Source organism: Nocardioides marinquilinus (assembly GCF_039543705.1).
GTDB classification, from domain to species: Bacteria; Actinomycetota; Actinomycetes; order Propionibacteriales; family Nocardioidaceae; genus Nocardioides; species Nocardioides marinquilinus.
Window position 1 is genome coordinate 693,710 of sequence record NZ_BAABKG010000002.1, and the last position, 14,540, is coordinate 708,249.

The 14,540-nt window shown below is 74.4% G+C and carries 15 protein-coding genes; 13 read left to right on the forward strand and 2 right to left on the reverse strand.

Annotated features, from left to right (window positions below; translation table 11 throughout):
- Window positions 1-9 precede the first annotated feature (9 nt).
- The 5 genes from tilS (at window position 10) to ABEA04_RS09370 (ending at window position 7,037) form a co-directional block, all read left to right on the forward strand.
- The gene (gene tilS / locus ABEA04_RS09350) at window positions 10-993 is read left to right on the forward strand and encodes a tRNA lysidine(34) synthetase TilS (RefSeq protein ID WP_345457394.1); all 984 of its coding nucleotides are present in this window, start codon (window positions 10-12) and stop codon (window positions 991-993) included.
- Window positions 994-998: 5 nt separating this feature from the next.
- The gene (gene hpt, locus ABEA04_RS09355; RefSeq protein WP_345457397.1) at window positions 999-1,559 is read left to right on the forward strand and encodes a hypoxanthine phosphoribosyltransferase; all 561 of its coding nucleotides are present in this window, start codon (window positions 999-1,001) and stop codon (window positions 1,557-1,559) included.
- Between the two features lie 1,126 nt (window positions 1,560-2,685).
- Complete coding sequence (gene ftsH, locus ABEA04_RS09360) at window positions 2,686-4,764, forward strand: ATP-dependent zinc metalloprotease FtsH (RefSeq protein WP_345457400.1); 2,079 nt, start codon at window positions 2,686-2,688, stop codon at window positions 4,762-4,764.
- Window positions 4,765-4,782: 18 nt separating this feature from the next.
- Window positions 4,783-5,400 carry a GTP cyclohydrolase I FolE gene (gene folE, locus ABEA04_RS09365; RefSeq protein WP_425577000.1) on the forward strand — a complete coding sequence of 206 codons (618 nt, stop codon included), beginning with the start codon at window positions 4,783-4,785 and terminating at the stop codon, window positions 5,398-5,400.
- An 8-nt stretch (window positions 5,401-5,408) separates the two neighbouring features.
- Window positions 5,409-7,037 carry a glycosyltransferase family 61 protein gene (locus tag ABEA04_RS09370; RefSeq protein WP_345457403.1) on the forward strand — a complete coding sequence of 543 codons (1,629 nt, stop codon included), beginning with the start codon at window positions 5,409-5,411 and terminating at the stop codon, window positions 7,035-7,037.
- 16 nt (window positions 7,038-7,053) lie between these two features.
- Here ABEA04_RS09370 and ABEA04_RS09375 read toward each other — a convergent pair whose 3' ends face one another.
- Window positions 7,054-7,899: a hypothetical protein gene (locus ABEA04_RS09375; RefSeq protein ID WP_345457406.1), complete on the reverse strand. Its 846-nt coding sequence runs from the start codon at window positions 7,897-7,899 to the stop codon at window positions 7,054-7,056.
- A 51-nt stretch (window positions 7,900-7,950) separates the two neighbouring features.
- Between ABEA04_RS09375 and folP the strand changes: the two genes are divergently transcribed.
- From folP to ABEA04_RS09410, 7 genes are all read left to right on the forward strand, one after another.
- Complete coding sequence (folP, locus tag ABEA04_RS09380) at window positions 7,951-8,805, forward strand: dihydropteroate synthase (protein WP_345457409.1); 855 nt, start codon at window positions 7,951-7,953, stop codon at window positions 8,803-8,805.
- On the forward strand, window positions 8,802-9,173 hold the full coding sequence (folB, locus tag ABEA04_RS09385) for a dihydroneopterin aldolase (RefSeq protein ID WP_345457412.1): 372 nt from the start codon (window positions 8,802-8,804) through the stop codon (window positions 9,171-9,173). Before folP ends, folB begins: the two co-directional genes overlap by 4 nt.
- Window positions 9,170-9,739 (forward strand): 2-amino-4-hydroxy-6-hydroxymethyldihydropteridine diphosphokinase, encoded by a 570-nt coding sequence (gene folK, locus ABEA04_RS09390; RefSeq protein WP_345457414.1) that lies wholly within the window; start codon window positions 9,170-9,172, stop codon window positions 9,737-9,739. Before folB ends, folK begins: the two co-directional genes overlap by 4 nt.
- 6 nt (window positions 9,740-9,745) lie before the next feature.
- A complete protein-coding gene (locus ABEA04_RS09395) occupies window positions 9,746-10,231 on the forward strand; it encodes a DUF3180 domain-containing protein (protein WP_345457417.1) in 486 nt (161 codons plus the stop codon).
- Between the two features lie 9 nt (window positions 10,232-10,240).
- On the forward strand, window positions 10,241-11,314 hold the full coding sequence (locus tag ABEA04_RS09400) for a hypothetical protein (protein ID WP_345457420.1): 1,074 nt from the start codon (window positions 10,241-10,243) through the stop codon (window positions 11,312-11,314).
- Between the two features lie 108 nt (window positions 11,315-11,422).
- Entirely contained in the window at window positions 11,423-12,028 is a 606-nt protein-coding gene (locus tag ABEA04_RS09405) for a hypothetical protein (protein WP_345457423.1), read from the forward strand.
- Window positions 12,029-12,074: 46 nt separating this feature from the next.
- Complete coding sequence (locus ABEA04_RS09410; protein ID WP_345457426.1) at window positions 12,075-13,247, forward strand: saccharopine dehydrogenase family protein; 1,173 nt, start codon at window positions 12,075-12,077, stop codon at window positions 13,245-13,247.
- Window positions 13,248-13,263: 16 nt separating this feature from the next.
- On the opposite strand, the gene ABEA04_RS09415 is transcribed toward ABEA04_RS09410, so the two are convergent.
- Window positions 13,264-13,506 (reverse strand): hypothetical protein, encoded by a 243-nt coding sequence (locus ABEA04_RS09415; protein WP_345457429.1) that lies wholly within the window; start codon window positions 13,504-13,506, stop codon window positions 13,264-13,266.
- A 161-nt stretch (window positions 13,507-13,667) separates the two neighbouring features.
- On the opposite strand from ABEA04_RS09415, the gene ABEA04_RS09420 reads away from it, so the two are divergent.
- The gene (locus ABEA04_RS09420) at window positions 13,668-14,528 is read left to right on the forward strand and encodes an esterase/lipase family protein (RefSeq protein WP_345457432.1); all 861 of its coding nucleotides are present in this window, start codon (window positions 13,668-13,670) and stop codon (window positions 14,526-14,528) included.
- The last annotated feature ends 12 nt before the right edge of the window (window positions 14,529-14,540 follow it).

The window sequence follows — 14,540 nt, forward strand, 5'->3', positions numbered from 1 at the left end:
CCCGCCGCGATGACGCTCGACCCCGCCGTCGCCGCGGTCCGCCGCGGGGTGCGCGACGTGCTCGCCGCGCACGAGGACGACGCCGGCCCCGTCGTCGTCGCCTGCTCCGGCGGCGCCGACAGCCTCGCCCTCCTCGCCGCCACCGTGCACGAGGGCCACAAGGCCGGACGCCGCGTGGTCGGCGCCGTGGTCGACCACGGCCTCCAGGACGACTCCGCCGACCACACCGCCCGCGTCGTGGCCACCATGGCCCGCGTCGGCGCCGACGAGACGCTCTCGGCCCGCGTCACCGTCGAGGCGCAGGGCCGCGGCCTCGAGGCGGCCGCCCGCGAGGCGCGCTACGCCGTCCTCGGGCACGTGGCGGCCAGCCTCGGCAGCCGCCTGGTGCTGCTCGGCCACACCCTCGACGACCAGGCCGAGACGGTGCTGCTCGGCCTCGCCCGCGGCAGCGGCGGCCGCTCGATCGCGGGCATGCGACCCGCCTTCGAGGTCTTCGCCCGCCCCCTGCTCGGCGTCACCCGCGCCCAGACCGAGGCCGCCTGCGCCGCCGAGGGCCTCGAGCCGTGGCAGGACCCCCACAACGACGACCCCCGCTTCACCCGCTCCCGGGTGCGCCACACGGTGCTGCCCACGCTCGAGCGCGAGCTCGGCCCCGGCGTGGCCGAGACCCTCGCCCGCACCGCCGAGCAGCTGCGCCCCGACATGGAGGCGCTCGACGACCTCGCGGACGCCGCCCTCGCCCGCGCCCGCACCGACGACGGCCTGCGCCTGCCCGACCTCGCCGGCCAGCCGGACGCCGTCCGCTCGCGTGTGGTGCGGCTGGCGGCGCTGGCCGCGGGCAGCCCGCCGTCCGAGCTGTTCCACGTGCACGTCACCGCCCTGCTCGGCCTGGTCAGCGGCCGGGTGCGGGGCCAGGTGCAGCTGCCGGGCCACGTCACCGCCGTCCTGGACGGCGACACCCTGCGGTTCGCGCGGCGTCCTGTGGAACCCTGAGGCTCATGGACGCCTCCCACGTCGAAGCCGACCTGGTCAACGTGCTCTTCACCGAGCAGGAGATCCGCGACAAGCTCGGCGAGCTGGCCGCCCGCATCGAGGCCGACTACGCCGAGGACGACGGCCACGACCTGCTCATCGTCGGCATCCTGCGCGGCGCGGTCATGGTCATGGCCGACCTCTCCCGCGCGATGACCCGCCACGTCGAGATGGACTGGATGGCGATCTCCTCCTACGGCTCGGGCACCAAGTCCAGCGGCGTCGTACGCATCCTGAAGGACCTCGACACCGACATCTCCGGGCGGCACGTCGTCATCGTCGACGAGATCATCGACACCGGCCTGACGCTGTCGTGGCTGACGGCCAACCTCGCCTCCCGCGACCCCGCCTCGGTCGAGATCTGCACCCTGCTGCGCAAGCCCGAGGCGCTGCAGATGCCGGTGGAGGTCAAGTACGTCGGCTGGGACATCCCCAACGAGTTCGTCGTCGGCTACGGCCTCGACTACCGCGAGCGCTACCGCAACCTGCGCGACATCGGCACACTGGCGCCGCACGTCTACAGCTAGGGATCCCCACGCAGGTCGAGGTGCGAGGAGCCCTGGCGACGAGCCTCGAGACCTCGCACGGTCGATGCCAACGTCCCCCCACGGACCCTGAGCCTGTCGAAGGGCACGGTCGGTCAACGGCCGCGGCAGGTGGGACGACCATCCGCCGGTGTTTGATGGCGCCTCCGCTCGTTCCTCGCTTCGGCGCGTGTTCGCGGCGCCTTCGTGCGACCCGGTTCGCTCCTGCGCGCGGAGGGCTCGCTCGTTCCTCGCTGCGCCCGCCGTGCTCGTCGCTCACCAGGTCGCGCGCCGCGAACGGGTCTGTACCGGACGAGGGTCGAGGTGCGAGGAGCCCTGGCGACGAGCCTCGAGACCGCTGGCCCTCCGCGCCCAGGCCCCATCACGGACCCTGAGCTTGTCGAAGGGCCCTGCCGGTGTGATGGTCAGACCGGCCGCCTGTGTTGTTTGGCGCCTCCGCTCGTTCCTCGCTTCGGCGCGTGTTCGCGGCGCCTTCGTGCGACCCGGTTCGCTCCTGCGCGCGGAGGGCTCGCTCGTTCCTCGCTGCGCCCTCCGTGCTCGTCACTCACCAGGTCGCGCGCCGCGAACGGGTCGTGCGCCCAGACGGTGGTCGAGGTGCGAGGAGCCCTGGCGACGAGCCTCGAGACCTCGCAAGGTCGATGCGAACGTCCTCACACGGACCCTGAGCTTGTCGAAGGGCCCAGAGGGTCAACGGCCGCGGCGGCGGCATGACCAGCCGGCTGTGCTTGATTGCGCCTCCGCTCCTTCGTCGCTTCGGCGCGTGTTCGCGGCGCCTTCACGCGACCCGGTTCGCTCCTGCGCGCGGAGGGCTCGCTCGTACCTCGCTGCGCCCTCCGTGCTCGTCACTCACCAGGTCGCGCGCCGCGAACAGATCTGTGGTCGGCTCGCTCGTGACACCGCCGCACGCTGGTCGAGGTGTGAGGAGCCCTGGCGACGAGCCTCGAGACCACCGGCCCTCCGTGCCCGGGTCCCCGCACGGGTCCTCGGGCCAGCGTCGGGCCGCGAACCGGCGCTGTCAGGGTCGCCTGAGAGGATGGGGGACGGTCGCGGCGCGCCTGTAGCGTCGACGGTCCACCACCGTTGTTGCTGAGTCGTCGGAAGAGTTGTCGTGAAGCGGATTTTCAAGGGCCCCTGGGTCTGGATCGCCCTCGCCGTGCTGGGGGTCGTGCTCGCGCTGCAGTTCCTGACCGCCGGCGGCGGCTACGACGAGGTGCCCACCTCGCAGCTGCAGCAGTACGTCGAGGACGACCAGGTCAAGGAGATCACGTTCGTCGACGGCGAGCAGAAGATCGAGGCCACGCTGTTCGACGGCGTCCGCGACAGTGGCGAGAAGGTCACCACCAGCTACATCAACGGCCAGCAGCAGAGCCTGCTCGCGGCCGCGCAGGCGCAGCTGGAGGACAACGGCGGCAAGCTCGAGAAGCTGACGTCGGAGAACCCGCAGCCCAGCATCCTCGGCTCGATCCTGCTGACCCTGCTGCCGTTCGCGCTGATCGTCCTGCTGTTCGTCTTCCTGATGAACCAGGTGCAGGGCGGCGGCGGGCGCGTGATGCAGTTCGCGAAGTCCAAGGCCAAGCTGATCACCAAGGACATGCCGAAGACGACGTTCGCCGACGTCGCCGGCTGCGACGAGGCGATCGAAGAGCTGGGCGAGATCAAGGAGTTCCTGCAGGAGCCCGCCAAGTTCCAGGCCGTCGGCGCCAAGATCCCCAAGGGCGTGCTGCTCTACGGCCAGCCCGGCACCGGCAAGACGCTGCTGGCCCGCGCGGTGGCCGGTGAGGCCGGCGTCCCGTTCTACTCCATCTCCGGCTCCGACTTCGTCGAGATGTTCGTCGGCGTCGGCGCCAGCCGCGTGCGCGACCTGTTCGAGCAGGCCAAGGAGAACGCCCCGGCCATCGTCTTCATCGACGAGATCGACGCCGTCGGTCGTCACCGCGGCGCCGGCATGGGCGGCGGCCACGACGAGCGCGAGCAGACCCTCAACCAGCTGCTGGTCGAGATGGACGGCTTCGACGTGCGCGGCGGCGTCATCCTCATCGCGGCCACCAACCGCCCCGACGTGCTCGACCCCGCGCTGCTGCGCCCGGGCCGCTTCGACCGCCAGATCCAGGTCGACGCCCCCGACCTTGCCGGCCGCACGAAGATCCTCGAGGTCCACGCCCGGGGCAAGCCGCTGGCGCCCGACATCAAGCTCAACGACGTCGCCCGTCGCACCCCCGGGTTCAGCGGTGCCGACCTGGCCAACGTCCTTAACGAGGCTGCACTGCTCACCGCCCGCAGCAACAAGAAGCTCATCGACGCCGAGTCGCTCGACGAGGCGATCGACCGCGTCATCGCCGGTCCCCAGCGCCGCACCCGCCTGATGAGCGAGAAGGAGAAGCTGGTCACGGCCTACCACGAGGGCGGCCACGCCCTCGTCGCGGCCGCGATGCCCGGCACCGACCCGGTGCACAAGATCACGATCCTGCCGCGCGGCCGGGCGCTGGGCTACACGATGGTGCTGCCCGACGAGGACAAGTACTCCCAGACCCGCTCCGAGCTGCTCGACAAGCTGGCCTACATGCTCGGCGGCCGGGCCGCGGAGGAGATGATCTTCCACGACCCCACCACCGGGGCCGGCAACGACATCGAGAAGGCCACCAACCTGGCCCGCGCGATGGTCACCCAGTACGGCATGACCGAGCGGCTGGGCGCGATCAAGCTCGGCAACGACAACTCCGAGCCGTTCCTGGGCCGCGACCTCGGCCACTCGCGCGACTACAGCGAGGACGTCGCCGCGATCGTCGACGACGAGGTCACCAAGCTGCTCACCGCGGCGCACCAGGAGGCCTTCGACGCCCTCGAGGAGAACCGCGACGTGCTCGACGCGCTGGTGCTGGCGCTGCTCGACCGCGAGACCCTCGACAAGGCCGAGGTCGCCGAGATCTTCACCGCGCTGCGACGGCGTCCCGAGCGGCCCGCCTGGACCGGCTCGCCGACCCGCAACCCGTCCAGCATCCCGCCGGTCGAGATCCCGCAGGCGATCCGCGACCGGGCCAGGGTCAACGCCCTCGCCGAGGGCAACGGCACCGGCACGGTGGTCACGCCGCCGGGCCCCGGCGGCGACGTCCACGGCGATCCCGGTCTCGGCGGACCCGCACCGCAGCCCCCCGGGCCCGGTGCCGGCCCGCAGGTCCCCGGAGTCTGAGAGCCCGAGGAGGACGACGTGGTCAACCCCGTCTCTGCCGACCTGCCCGACCCGGCGAAGGTCCCGCCCTTCGACCACGCCCGGGCCGAGGCGGCGGTGCGTGAGCTGCTGATCGCCGTCGGCGAGGACCCCGACCGCGAGGGCCTGCAGGAGACCCCCGCCCGGGTCGCGCGCGCCTACGCCGAGCTGCTGGTCGGCATGCGCCAACGTCCTGACGACGTCCTCACTACCACCTTCGACCTCGGTCACGACGAGCTGGTGCTGGTGCACGACATCGAGCTTTGGTCGATGTGCGAGCACCACCTGGTGCCGTTCACCGGCAAGGCCCACGTGGGCTACGTGCCGGCCGACTCCGGCAAGATCACCGGCCTGTCGAAGCTGGCCCGCCTGGTCGACGTCTACGCCCGGCGCCCGCAGGTGCAGGAGCGGCTGACCACCCAGGTCGCCGACGCCCTCATGGAGATCCTCGACGCCCGCGGCGCCATCGTGGTCATCGAGGCCGAGCACCTGTGCATGACCATGCGCGGCGTCCGCAAGGCCGGCTCCCGGACGACGACCTCCGCCGTCCGTGGGCTGCTCCGGTCCGACCCGGCCACCCGCGCCGAGGCGATGGCGTTGATCCACCGAGGCCGCTGACCGGCCCGGTGGGCGCGCTAGAGCGGGCGCTCGGCCTGCTCCCGCACGGCGGGGGAGCCCGGGTGGGCGTCGTGGCCGACGCGTCGGTCGACCTCGACCCGGTCAGGAGCCGCGGGAACCTGGTGCGCCTCGACCCAGCCAGGCGCGCCGACCTGCACGTGGCCCTGAGTGCCCGGCCCCACCTCGACCTGCTCGTCGACCTCGGCCGGGGTGATGTCGCGCGGCGCCTGCCGATGCTGCTGACGCACGTGCGCCGCGGCGGCCACCTCGTGGTGCCGGTGCCGCGTCGACCGGCCCTGCGGGCCGCGTTGCACGGCCTGGTCGACACGGTGACCCGACTGCGGGACGCCGGTCCGCGTCCGCCGGACCCCCGCCGCGACGCGCGGCCCGAACGGGAGCGCGACGAGCACGCGCTGGCCGCGTCCGTGGCCGCGATCGACGTCGACGACGACGTCGTGGTCGTGCGCATGGGGGTCGCGGTCTGGAGCGTGGTGCCCGAGGGGTCCTTCGACGACGTCCTCGCCGCGGACGCCGGCCTGGGCCAGGTGGTCGTGCGTCGGCCGGCCGAGGCGGCGCTCACCGCCGGGACCGTCGTCAGCAGTCACCCGGACGTCGAGGCGGCGCTGTCGACGCGTGCCCGAGCCCTGTCGCTGCGTGAGGTCACCGACGTCCTCGTGGCGCCGCGCATGGTCGCGACGGCCAGGCAGACGGTGCTGCCGCAGGCCTTCCGCAACACCGAGCACCGGCGTCCGCGCTCGCCTGCGCTGGCGGAGTGGACCGGCTGGGCGGTGCGGGTGCCCGACGGGCTCCCCGACGACCCCGACTGCACGAGCGGCACCGGTGGCACCGGCGTGCCCCGGCTCGACGGCACCTACCTCCACCTCGACAACCTGTTCCGCGGGCACTTCGGCCACGCGATCACCGAGCAGCTGTCGCACCTGTGGGCCTGGCCGCAGGTGCTCGAGCGTCACCCTGACGCGCGGGTGCTCGTCACGGACGCCGACCGGCCGGTGGCGCCCTGGGAGCTCGAGCTGCTCGCGGCCGCCGGCGTGCCCGCCGACCGGGTCGTGACGGCGTCCGGCCCGGTGCGCGTCGAGCGGCTGCTGCAGGCCACACCCGGCTACGTCGTGCTGCGCCACGTGCACCCGTCGCTGCGTGCGCACTACGAGCGCATCGGCGACGTGCTGGAGGCCGAGGCGTCGAGCACCGCCCGTCCCGAGCGGCTCTTCCTCACCCGACGCGGCAACCGTCGCGACTGCCGCAACGCCGACGAGGTCGAGGCGCTCTTCACCGACCACGGCTTCACGGTCGTCGCTCCCGAGGAGCACCCGTTGTCCGACCAGGTCGCCATGGTGCGCGCCGCGCGCGCGGTGGGCGGCTTCGCCGGCAGCGGTCTGTTCCACCTGCTGCTCGGCGGGTCGCCACGGCCCGTCCTCGCCGTCTCGCACACCCGCTACCACGTGTGGAACGAGCGGGCGATCTGCGCGCTGTGGGGCCACCCGCTCACCATCATCCGGGGCACGCCCGACCGGACGACGCGCGCCTGGTCGGCCGCAGCCATGCACTCCGCCTTCCACGTCGACCTGGCGGCCGAGGGGCGCCTGCTCCGCGAGACCCTCGCGACGCTCGACGCGTGACCGACGGCCGCCGACCTCAGAGCAGGGAGGCGCTGGGCCACAGACGCGCGACGTCGCGGCCGGTGGCGCCGGCCACCGCCTCGTAGACGTGCGCGTGGTGGCGGGCCACCACCCTGCGGACGTCGTCGGGCAGCGACGCCTCGCCACCGGAGGCGTTGCTGCGCTCCTCGAAGTCAGGGGGGTGCGGGTCGAGGCCGGTCAGCGCACACAGCCGCTCGACGGTCTGCGGCGTGAAGAGCTCCTCGTAGAACGCGACCAGCGCCTCGTCGGGGTCGAACGCGCCCTCGATCGCCGCGAGCGTGGGCGCGTAGTCGCTCCGCGACGAGAACGCCGGGTCGGCGTGCCACCCGAGCACCGCCTCGGCCAGGTCGTCGGGCAGCTCACCCGGGTTGTAGCGCTGGCGCATGCGGATGGCCGAGACCGTGCGCTCGACCGGGTCGCGCATCACGAAGACGCCCACGGTGCGCACGCCCCTGACCGCGAACCGTCGCTTGATGTCGCGCAGCCTGCGGGTCGGCAGCAGGGCGTGGTCGGGGGTGAAGTCGCCGGTGACGTCGACGCCGTCCTGCGCCAGCAGGCCGCAGAAGAACGTGAAGTAGAGCGACGGCCGGGCCACCATGGCCGCGACCTGGAGGGCGACGCCGCCGGTCGCCTCGCCGGCTCCCGCCTGGTCGAGCTCGGCGCGGGCCTCCTCGCGGATGCGGGCCGCCCGCCAGCGCACCTGCTCGACGTCGAGGGTGTCGAAGACGTGGTACTCCTTGCGCAGCCCGCCGGCGAACCGGTCGGAGACGCGGAGGTACTCGCGCACCCAGGTCGTCCCGGCCTTCTGGGCACCCAGGCCGAGGACGAAGGTCTTCGTCACGGCCGCCACCGTAGTGCCCGCGCCCGGCCGGTGCCGGATAGGTTCGCGGGCATGCTCGACGCCGTCACCCCGCCGGTCGTCATGGGCGTGCTCAACGTGACCCCCGACTCCTTCTCCGACGGCGGGCGGTTCGCCGACACCGACGCCGCCGTGGCGCACGGACGTCGGCTGGTCGCCGAGGGTGCCGACGTCCTCGACGTGGGGGGTGAGTCGACCCGGCCGGGGGCCACCCGGCCGCTCGTCTCGGAGGAGCTCGACCGCGTCGTCCCGGTCATCGAGGCGCTCGCGGCCGACGGGGCGACCGTCTCGGTCGACACCATGCGGGCCGAGGTGGCGCAGGCGGCGGTCGCGGCGGGCGCCGTCGTCGTCAACGACGTCTCGGGCGGGCTGGCCGACCCCGCCATCCTCGAGGTCGTCGCGGCGTCGCAGGCCACCTACGTCGCCATGCACTGGCGCGCCCACAGCGACCGGATGCGCGACCACGCGGTCTACGACGAGCCGGGCGGCGTCGTCGCCGCGGTGCGGCGCGAGCTCGCCGAGCGGGTCGAGGCGGCCCGGGCCGCGGGCATCCCGGCCGGGCGGCTCGTGCTCGACCCCGGGCTGGGCTTCGCCAAGACCGCCGAGCACAACTGGCGGCTCGTCGGCGCCATCGACCACCCGGACGGCGTCGCCGGGCTCGGCCTGCCGCTGCTGGTCGGAGCGAGCCGCAAGTCCTTCCTCGGCGCCCTGCTGGCCGGTCCGGACGGCGTCCCGCGGCCGGTGCTGGAGCGCGAGGCCGCGGGCCACGCCCTCACCCTGCTGCTGGCGCAGCGCGGCGTGTGGGGGGTGCGGGTGCACGACGTGCGGGGCACCCGTGATGTGCTGCGGGTGTGGGCCCGAGCGAGCGAATCGACCCTCGGCGCATGAGCGACGAGCTGGCGCTGACCGGCCTGGCGTGCTTCGGCCACCACGGCGTCTTCGACCACGAGCGCCGCGACGGGCAGACCTTCGTCGTCGACCTCGTGCTCGGCCTCGACACCGCCGCCGCGGCGGCGTCCGACGACTTGCACCACACCGTCGACTACGGAAACCTCGCTACCTCGGTGCGGGCCGCCGTGGAGAACGATCCGGTCGACCTGATCGAGACCCTCGCCCAGCGGATCGCGAGCGTGTGCCTGTTGGACGCTCGTGTTGAATGGGCCCGGGTGACGGTCCACAAGCCGGATGCCCCCATCGACGCGACGTTCTCCGACGTCGCGCTGACGATCACCCGAGAGCGCGAGGCCACCACGTGACCGAGACCCCGAACCCGAACATCATCGACGCCGACACCCTCACCGGCGAGATGCGTCCGATCCGCCGGGTCGTCATCGGGCTGGGCTCGAACCTCGGCGAGCGGATGTCGGCGCTGCAGGGCGCCGTCGACGCCATCGCCGACACCCCCGACGTGTGGGTCACCAGCGTCTCGCCGGTCTACGAGACCGAGCCGCTCGACGCCCCCGCCGGCTCGAAGAGCTTCCTCAACGCCGTCGTCCTGGCCGACACCACGCTGGCCGCCAACCGGCTGCTCGACCGCGCCCTGGCCATCGAGGACGCCTACGACCGCGAGCGCAGCGAGGTGCCCAACAGCCCGCGCACCCTCGACGTCGACCTGATCGTCGTCGGCGACCGCCGCAGCGACACCGAGACCCTCGTGCTGCCGCACCCGCGCGCCGCCGAGCGCGCCTTCGTGCTGCAGCCGTGGCACGACCTCGAGCCCGAGGCCGAGCTGCCCGACCATGGCCCGATCGCCGACCTGCTGGCCCGGGTGGGCGACCAGCACATCACCCGCCGCGACGACCTGGCCCTCGAGGTCGAGTAGCCCCACGTGGCCGACGACGGCGAGCCCGGCACGCTGAGGCCGACCCCGCCCGGCCTCGTGCTGGGCTGGGCCACGACCGGCCTGGTCGCGGGCTGGTTCCTGCACCCGCTGAGCGACCGCTGGGGCAACCCGCCGCTGGTCACCTGGCCGCAGCCGCTCGCGCTGGCCCTCGTGGCCGCCATCCTCGGCTTCACCGCCTGGTCGACCTGGCGCACCGTGCACGTGCGCCGTGAGCCGCTCGACCCCCACCGCGCCGTCAACCGGCTGGTGCTGGCGCGGGCCTGCGCCCTGGTCGGCGCGCTGGTCGGCGGCGGCTACCTCGGCTACGGCCTCAGCTGGATCGGCGACCCCTCCGAGCTGGCCGGCCAACGCATCTGGCGCTGCGGCGCCGCTACCGTCGCCGGGGTGCTGGTGGTCGTCGCCTCGCTGCTGCTCGAGCGGGCCTGCCGCGTGCACGGGGACGACGACGAGCTGCGGGGCCGCTCGCAGTAGGGTCGCGCGGTGCGCATCGTCATCCATGCCGGGCTGCACAAGTCGGGCACGTCGACGGTGCAGCAGGCCTGGGGCCGCGCCTACGCCGCGGGAGCGGCCGGCGCGGGTGACGTCTGGTACCCCGAGGGCGGGCCGGGCCACCACCTGCTCACCTGGCCGCTGCTCGGCGCCTTCTCGCAGCGCCGCGCCCCCGACCTCCTCCTGGCCGCGCTGGAACGACGTCCGCCCGCCGACGGCCTGCACCGCGTGGTGCGCGAGGCGGGCGACCGCGGCGTCGGCACGCTGGTGGTCTCGAGCGAGGACCTCGACCGGCTCGTCGCGGACGACGTGCCCGGCCTGGCCGACGTCGTCGCGGGCCACGAGGTGCTCGTCGTCCTGACCGCGACCCGACCGGTGCACCGGTGGGCGTCGGCCTGGCAGGAGCTCGTCAAGCACGGCCTGGCGCAGCTGCCACGCGACGCCGCACGCCACGTGACCGACCTCGCCGCCCTCGACCCCGGCCGGCTCGCCGAGGTGGCGAGGCTGCTCCCGGGCGACCGCACGATCGTGCGTCTGGTGCGCCCCTCGCCGCCCGAGCCGGGGCTGGCCGCCGACCTGGCCCGCCTCGCCGGGCTGCCCCCGGCGGTCGCCCCAGAGCTCGCCGCGCGCAACACCTCGCTCGGCCCCGACGTCGAGGTGCTGCGCCGGGTCAACGCCGCCGGCCTCGGCCTGGGGCCGAAGCACGGCGGGCGCAAGGCCCTGGACGCCGCGCGCGACGGCGGGCTGGCCTACCGCGACGACCCCGCCCTCGCCGAGGGCTACCGACCGCCCGACGCGCTGTGGGACGCCGCAGCGACCGAGCGAGACTGGCTGGCCGACCCGCCCGAGGGGGTCGAGGTCGTCGACCCCCACGACCAGCTCGCGGGCTGGCTCGACCGACGTCCGCCCGAGTGGTATGAGCTGGCGGGCCGGCAGGCCCCGGTCGTGCCCGACCTCGACGCCCGGATCGCCGCGACCGACACCGCCGAGCAGCTGTGGCGCGCGCGGCAGGAGATCGCCTCCCTGCGCGCCCGACTGCGCCGCGCCCGCACCTCGGGCGCCTGACCCCTCCGGTGCCCGAGACTCCGCCTCGCCCACCCCTCGCCCACCCCTCGGCCGCCGCGCCGGGCGGCGTCCCGCCCAACCCGGCGACGGCGACCTAGCCTCGCGGGCATGACTTCCCCGTCTGCCCCGTCGCGTCGCCTGCAGCGCTCCACGCGCCTCGTCGTCGCCGGTGTGCTGCTGCTGGTCGCCGTGGCGGCCGTCGTCGCCGCGGTCGTGAGCGGCTCGTGGCTGGTCGCCACCATCGCCGCGGCCGTCGGCGTCCTGCTGGGCGCCGTCGCCACCCGCATCACCTACACCGAGGTCGCCGACACCCGCCGCGCGTGGGCGACCGACCGCGCCGAGCAGGCGCAGGCCTACCGCGCGCTGACCGAGGTGCGCACCGAGGAGCAGGCCGTCTACGTGGCCGACACCCAGGGCCGCATCACCCGCCACGAGGCCACCATCGCGCGTCTCGAGGAGCGCCTCGCCGCCGCCACCGACGAGGTCATCGCCGCCCGCGACGAGCTCGCCGCCGAGCAGGAGCGCGCGATGCGGGCCGAGCGCGCCGAGGCCGCCGCCAGCTCTGACCGCGAGCGGCTCGCCGCCCGTCTCGACGAGGCCGAGGAGCGCGCCGCGATGGCGATCGTGCGGGTCGCCGAGCTCGAGCACGAGCTCGACGTCGTTATCGCCGAGTGGCACGCCGGCCACGCCGCGCCGGCGCGCAGGCACGCCTGACCCTCCCGACCGAGGACGTCGCCCGCCGTCCTGCCACGATGGCGGCATGCCCGAGCGCGACCTCGACCTCGTCCTCTTCGGAGCCACCGGCTTCACCGGCGGGCTGACCGCCGACTACCTCGCCGCGCACGCCTCGGGCGTGCGCTGGGCGCTGGCCGGCCGCAACCGCGAGAAGCTCGAGGCCACCCGCACCCGCCTCGCCGCGACCGACCCGGCCCTGGCCGACCTCGAGCTCGTCGTGGTCGACAGCGGCGACCAGGCCGCGCTGGCGGGCGTCGTCGCGCGGGCCCGCGTGGTCGTCACCACCGTGGGGCCCTACCGTGAGCTCGGCGGCCCGCTGGTCGCCGCTTGCGCCGAGGCCGGCACCGACTACGTCGACCTGACCGGCGAGCCCGAGTTCGTCGACCAGACCTACCTCGACCACCACGAGACCGCCGTGCGCACGGGCGCCCGCATCGTGCACGCCTGCGGCTTCGACTCGGTGCCGCACGACCTCGGCGCGCTGTTCACCGTGCAGCAGCTGGCGGCGTCCGGTCCGGTCACGATGCGCGGCGTCGTCCGCGCCAGCGGCACGTTCTCGGGCGGCACCTTCCACTCCGCGATGGGCGCCTTCTCGCGGGCCAAGCAGGCCGCGGGCACCGCCAAGCAGCGACGTCGCGCGCAGGGCAAGCCGGACGACGGCCGCTCGTCGCGCCCGGTGGCCGGCAAGCCGCACCGCGACAAGCGGCTGGGCTACTGGCTGCTGCCGATGCCGACCATCGACCCGCAGGTCGTCGCGCGCAGCGGCGCCGCGCTGCCGGTCTTCGGCCCGGAGTTCCGCTACTCCCACTTCGCCGGCACCAAGACGCTGCGCTACGCCCTCGGTGGCATGGGCGGCGTCTCGGCGATCGCCCTGGCCGCGCAGGTCGGGCCCGTGCGCAACCTGCTGCTGAAGAAGGTGCCGCAGGGCTCGGGCCCCGACGCCGCCAAGCGCGAGCGGTCGTGGTTCACCGTCGACTTCGTCGCCGAGGCCGACGGCCGCAGCCTGCACACGCGCGTCAGCGGGGGAGACCCCGGCTACACCGAGACCGCCAAGATGCTCGCCGAGTCGGCGCTGTGCCTGCTGCAGGACGACAACCCGACCACCGCCGGCTGCGTCACCACCGCGCAGGCGATGGGCGACGCACTGCTCGCGCGGCTGCGCGCGGCCGGCATGCGCTTCGAGGTCGTCGACGACTGAGCCGCCCGGGGCCCGTTCAGGCGGCGGGGGCGGCGGCGACGGCGGTCAGCCCCGCCGCCGGCGCGGCGACCACGGGCCGGTCGACGGCCGCCACCACCCGGTGGATCATCGCGAGATCGTCCTCTCGGACGGCGGCGACGACGACGGTCGGGCGGCCCGCCCGGCGCGGGCCGGCAGCGGCCTCGTGGCCCAGGGCCTTCAGGACCGTCACGGTGCGGGCCTGGGCCCGCTCGTCACTCACGCTGACCTCGATGACCACGGGCACTCCTCACGGACTCGGACGGACGTTCGCCCACGGTGTTCCCGGACCGGACGGCGGCCGAACGCACCCCGAGGGGTGGGTCGCCCGCAGGGCGTGGCGGGCCAGGTGCTGCGAAAGCGGTCTAGCCCGGACGCCGCGCGGACCCTACTCTTCGGTAGGTGCGCCGCGTCCTCGCCGTCCTGCTCACCGTCGTCGCCCTCGTGGCGGTCTCACCGGTCGCTCGGCCGGCCGTCGCCGCGGAGGGCGGTGCGCGTGGCGGGAGCAACGCGCTGCCGCTGCCGACCTCGCCGCTCGGCGACCCGCCGGGCGCCAACGACTGGTCGTGCCGGCCGACGGCGCAGCGGCCGACGCCGGTGGTGCTCGTGCACGGCACCGGGGGCGACCGCCGCACCCTGCTCGAGCGGCTGTCGTGGGGCATCAAGCGCGCCGGGTTCTGCGTCTTCTCCCTCGACTACGGCAACCGCGGCCTGGGCCGCATCGAGGACTCCGCGGCGCAGCTGAAGGCGTACGTCGAGCGGGTGCGCGCCGCGACCGGCGCGGCGAAGGTGTCGCTGGTCGGGCACTCGCAGGGCGGCATGATGCCGCGCTACTACCTGAAGTTCCTCGGCGGCGCCGCGGTGGTCGACGACCTCGTCGGGGTCGCGCCGTCCAACCACGGCACGGTGCTCACCGGCGCCCAGAACCCGTTCAACGACCTCATCGAGCTCGGCTGCCCCGCGTGCGTGCAGCAGGGCGCGGGGTCGGCGTTCCTGCAGCGGCTCAACGCGGGCGACGAGACGCCGGGCGAGGTCAGCTACACCCAGATCACCACCCGCTACGACGAGGTCGTGGTGCCGCACACCTCGGGCTACCTCGCCGCGGGCCCGCGCACCACCAACATCACGCTGCAGGACCGCTGCCCGTTCGAGCTCGCCGAGCACCTCACCATCCCGCTCGCGACGCCCACGCTGTCGATCACCCTCGACGCCCTCACCCACGACGGCCCGGCCCGCCCGGACGTCCGTCCGCGCTGCCTCTGACGGCGGGCCCTT

Excerpts from the sequence above, each read along its gene's own strand:
- tilS (WP_345457394.1), top strand. The coding sequence starts at position 10 with ATGACGCTCGACCCCGCCGTCGCCGCGGTCCGCCGCGGGGTGCGCGAC.
- hpt (WP_345457397.1), top strand. The coding sequence starts at position 999 with ATGGACGCCTCCCACGTCGAAGCCGACCTGGTCAACGTGCTCTTCACC.
- folP (WP_345457409.1), top strand. The coding sequence starts at position 7,951 with ATGCTCGACGCCGTCACCCCGCCGGTCGTCATGGGCGTGCTCAACGTG.
- folB (WP_345457412.1), top strand. The coding sequence starts at position 8,802 with ATGAGCGACGAGCTGGCGCTGACCGGCCTGGCGTGCTTCGGCCACCAC.
- ABEA04_RS09405 (WP_345457423.1), top strand. The coding sequence starts at position 11,423 with ATGACTTCCCCGTCTGCCCCGTCGCGTCGCCTGCAGCGCTCCACGCGC.
- ABEA04_RS09410 (WP_345457426.1), top strand. The coding sequence starts at position 12,075 with ATGCCCGAGCGCGACCTCGACCTCGTCCTCTTCGGAGCCACCGGCTTC.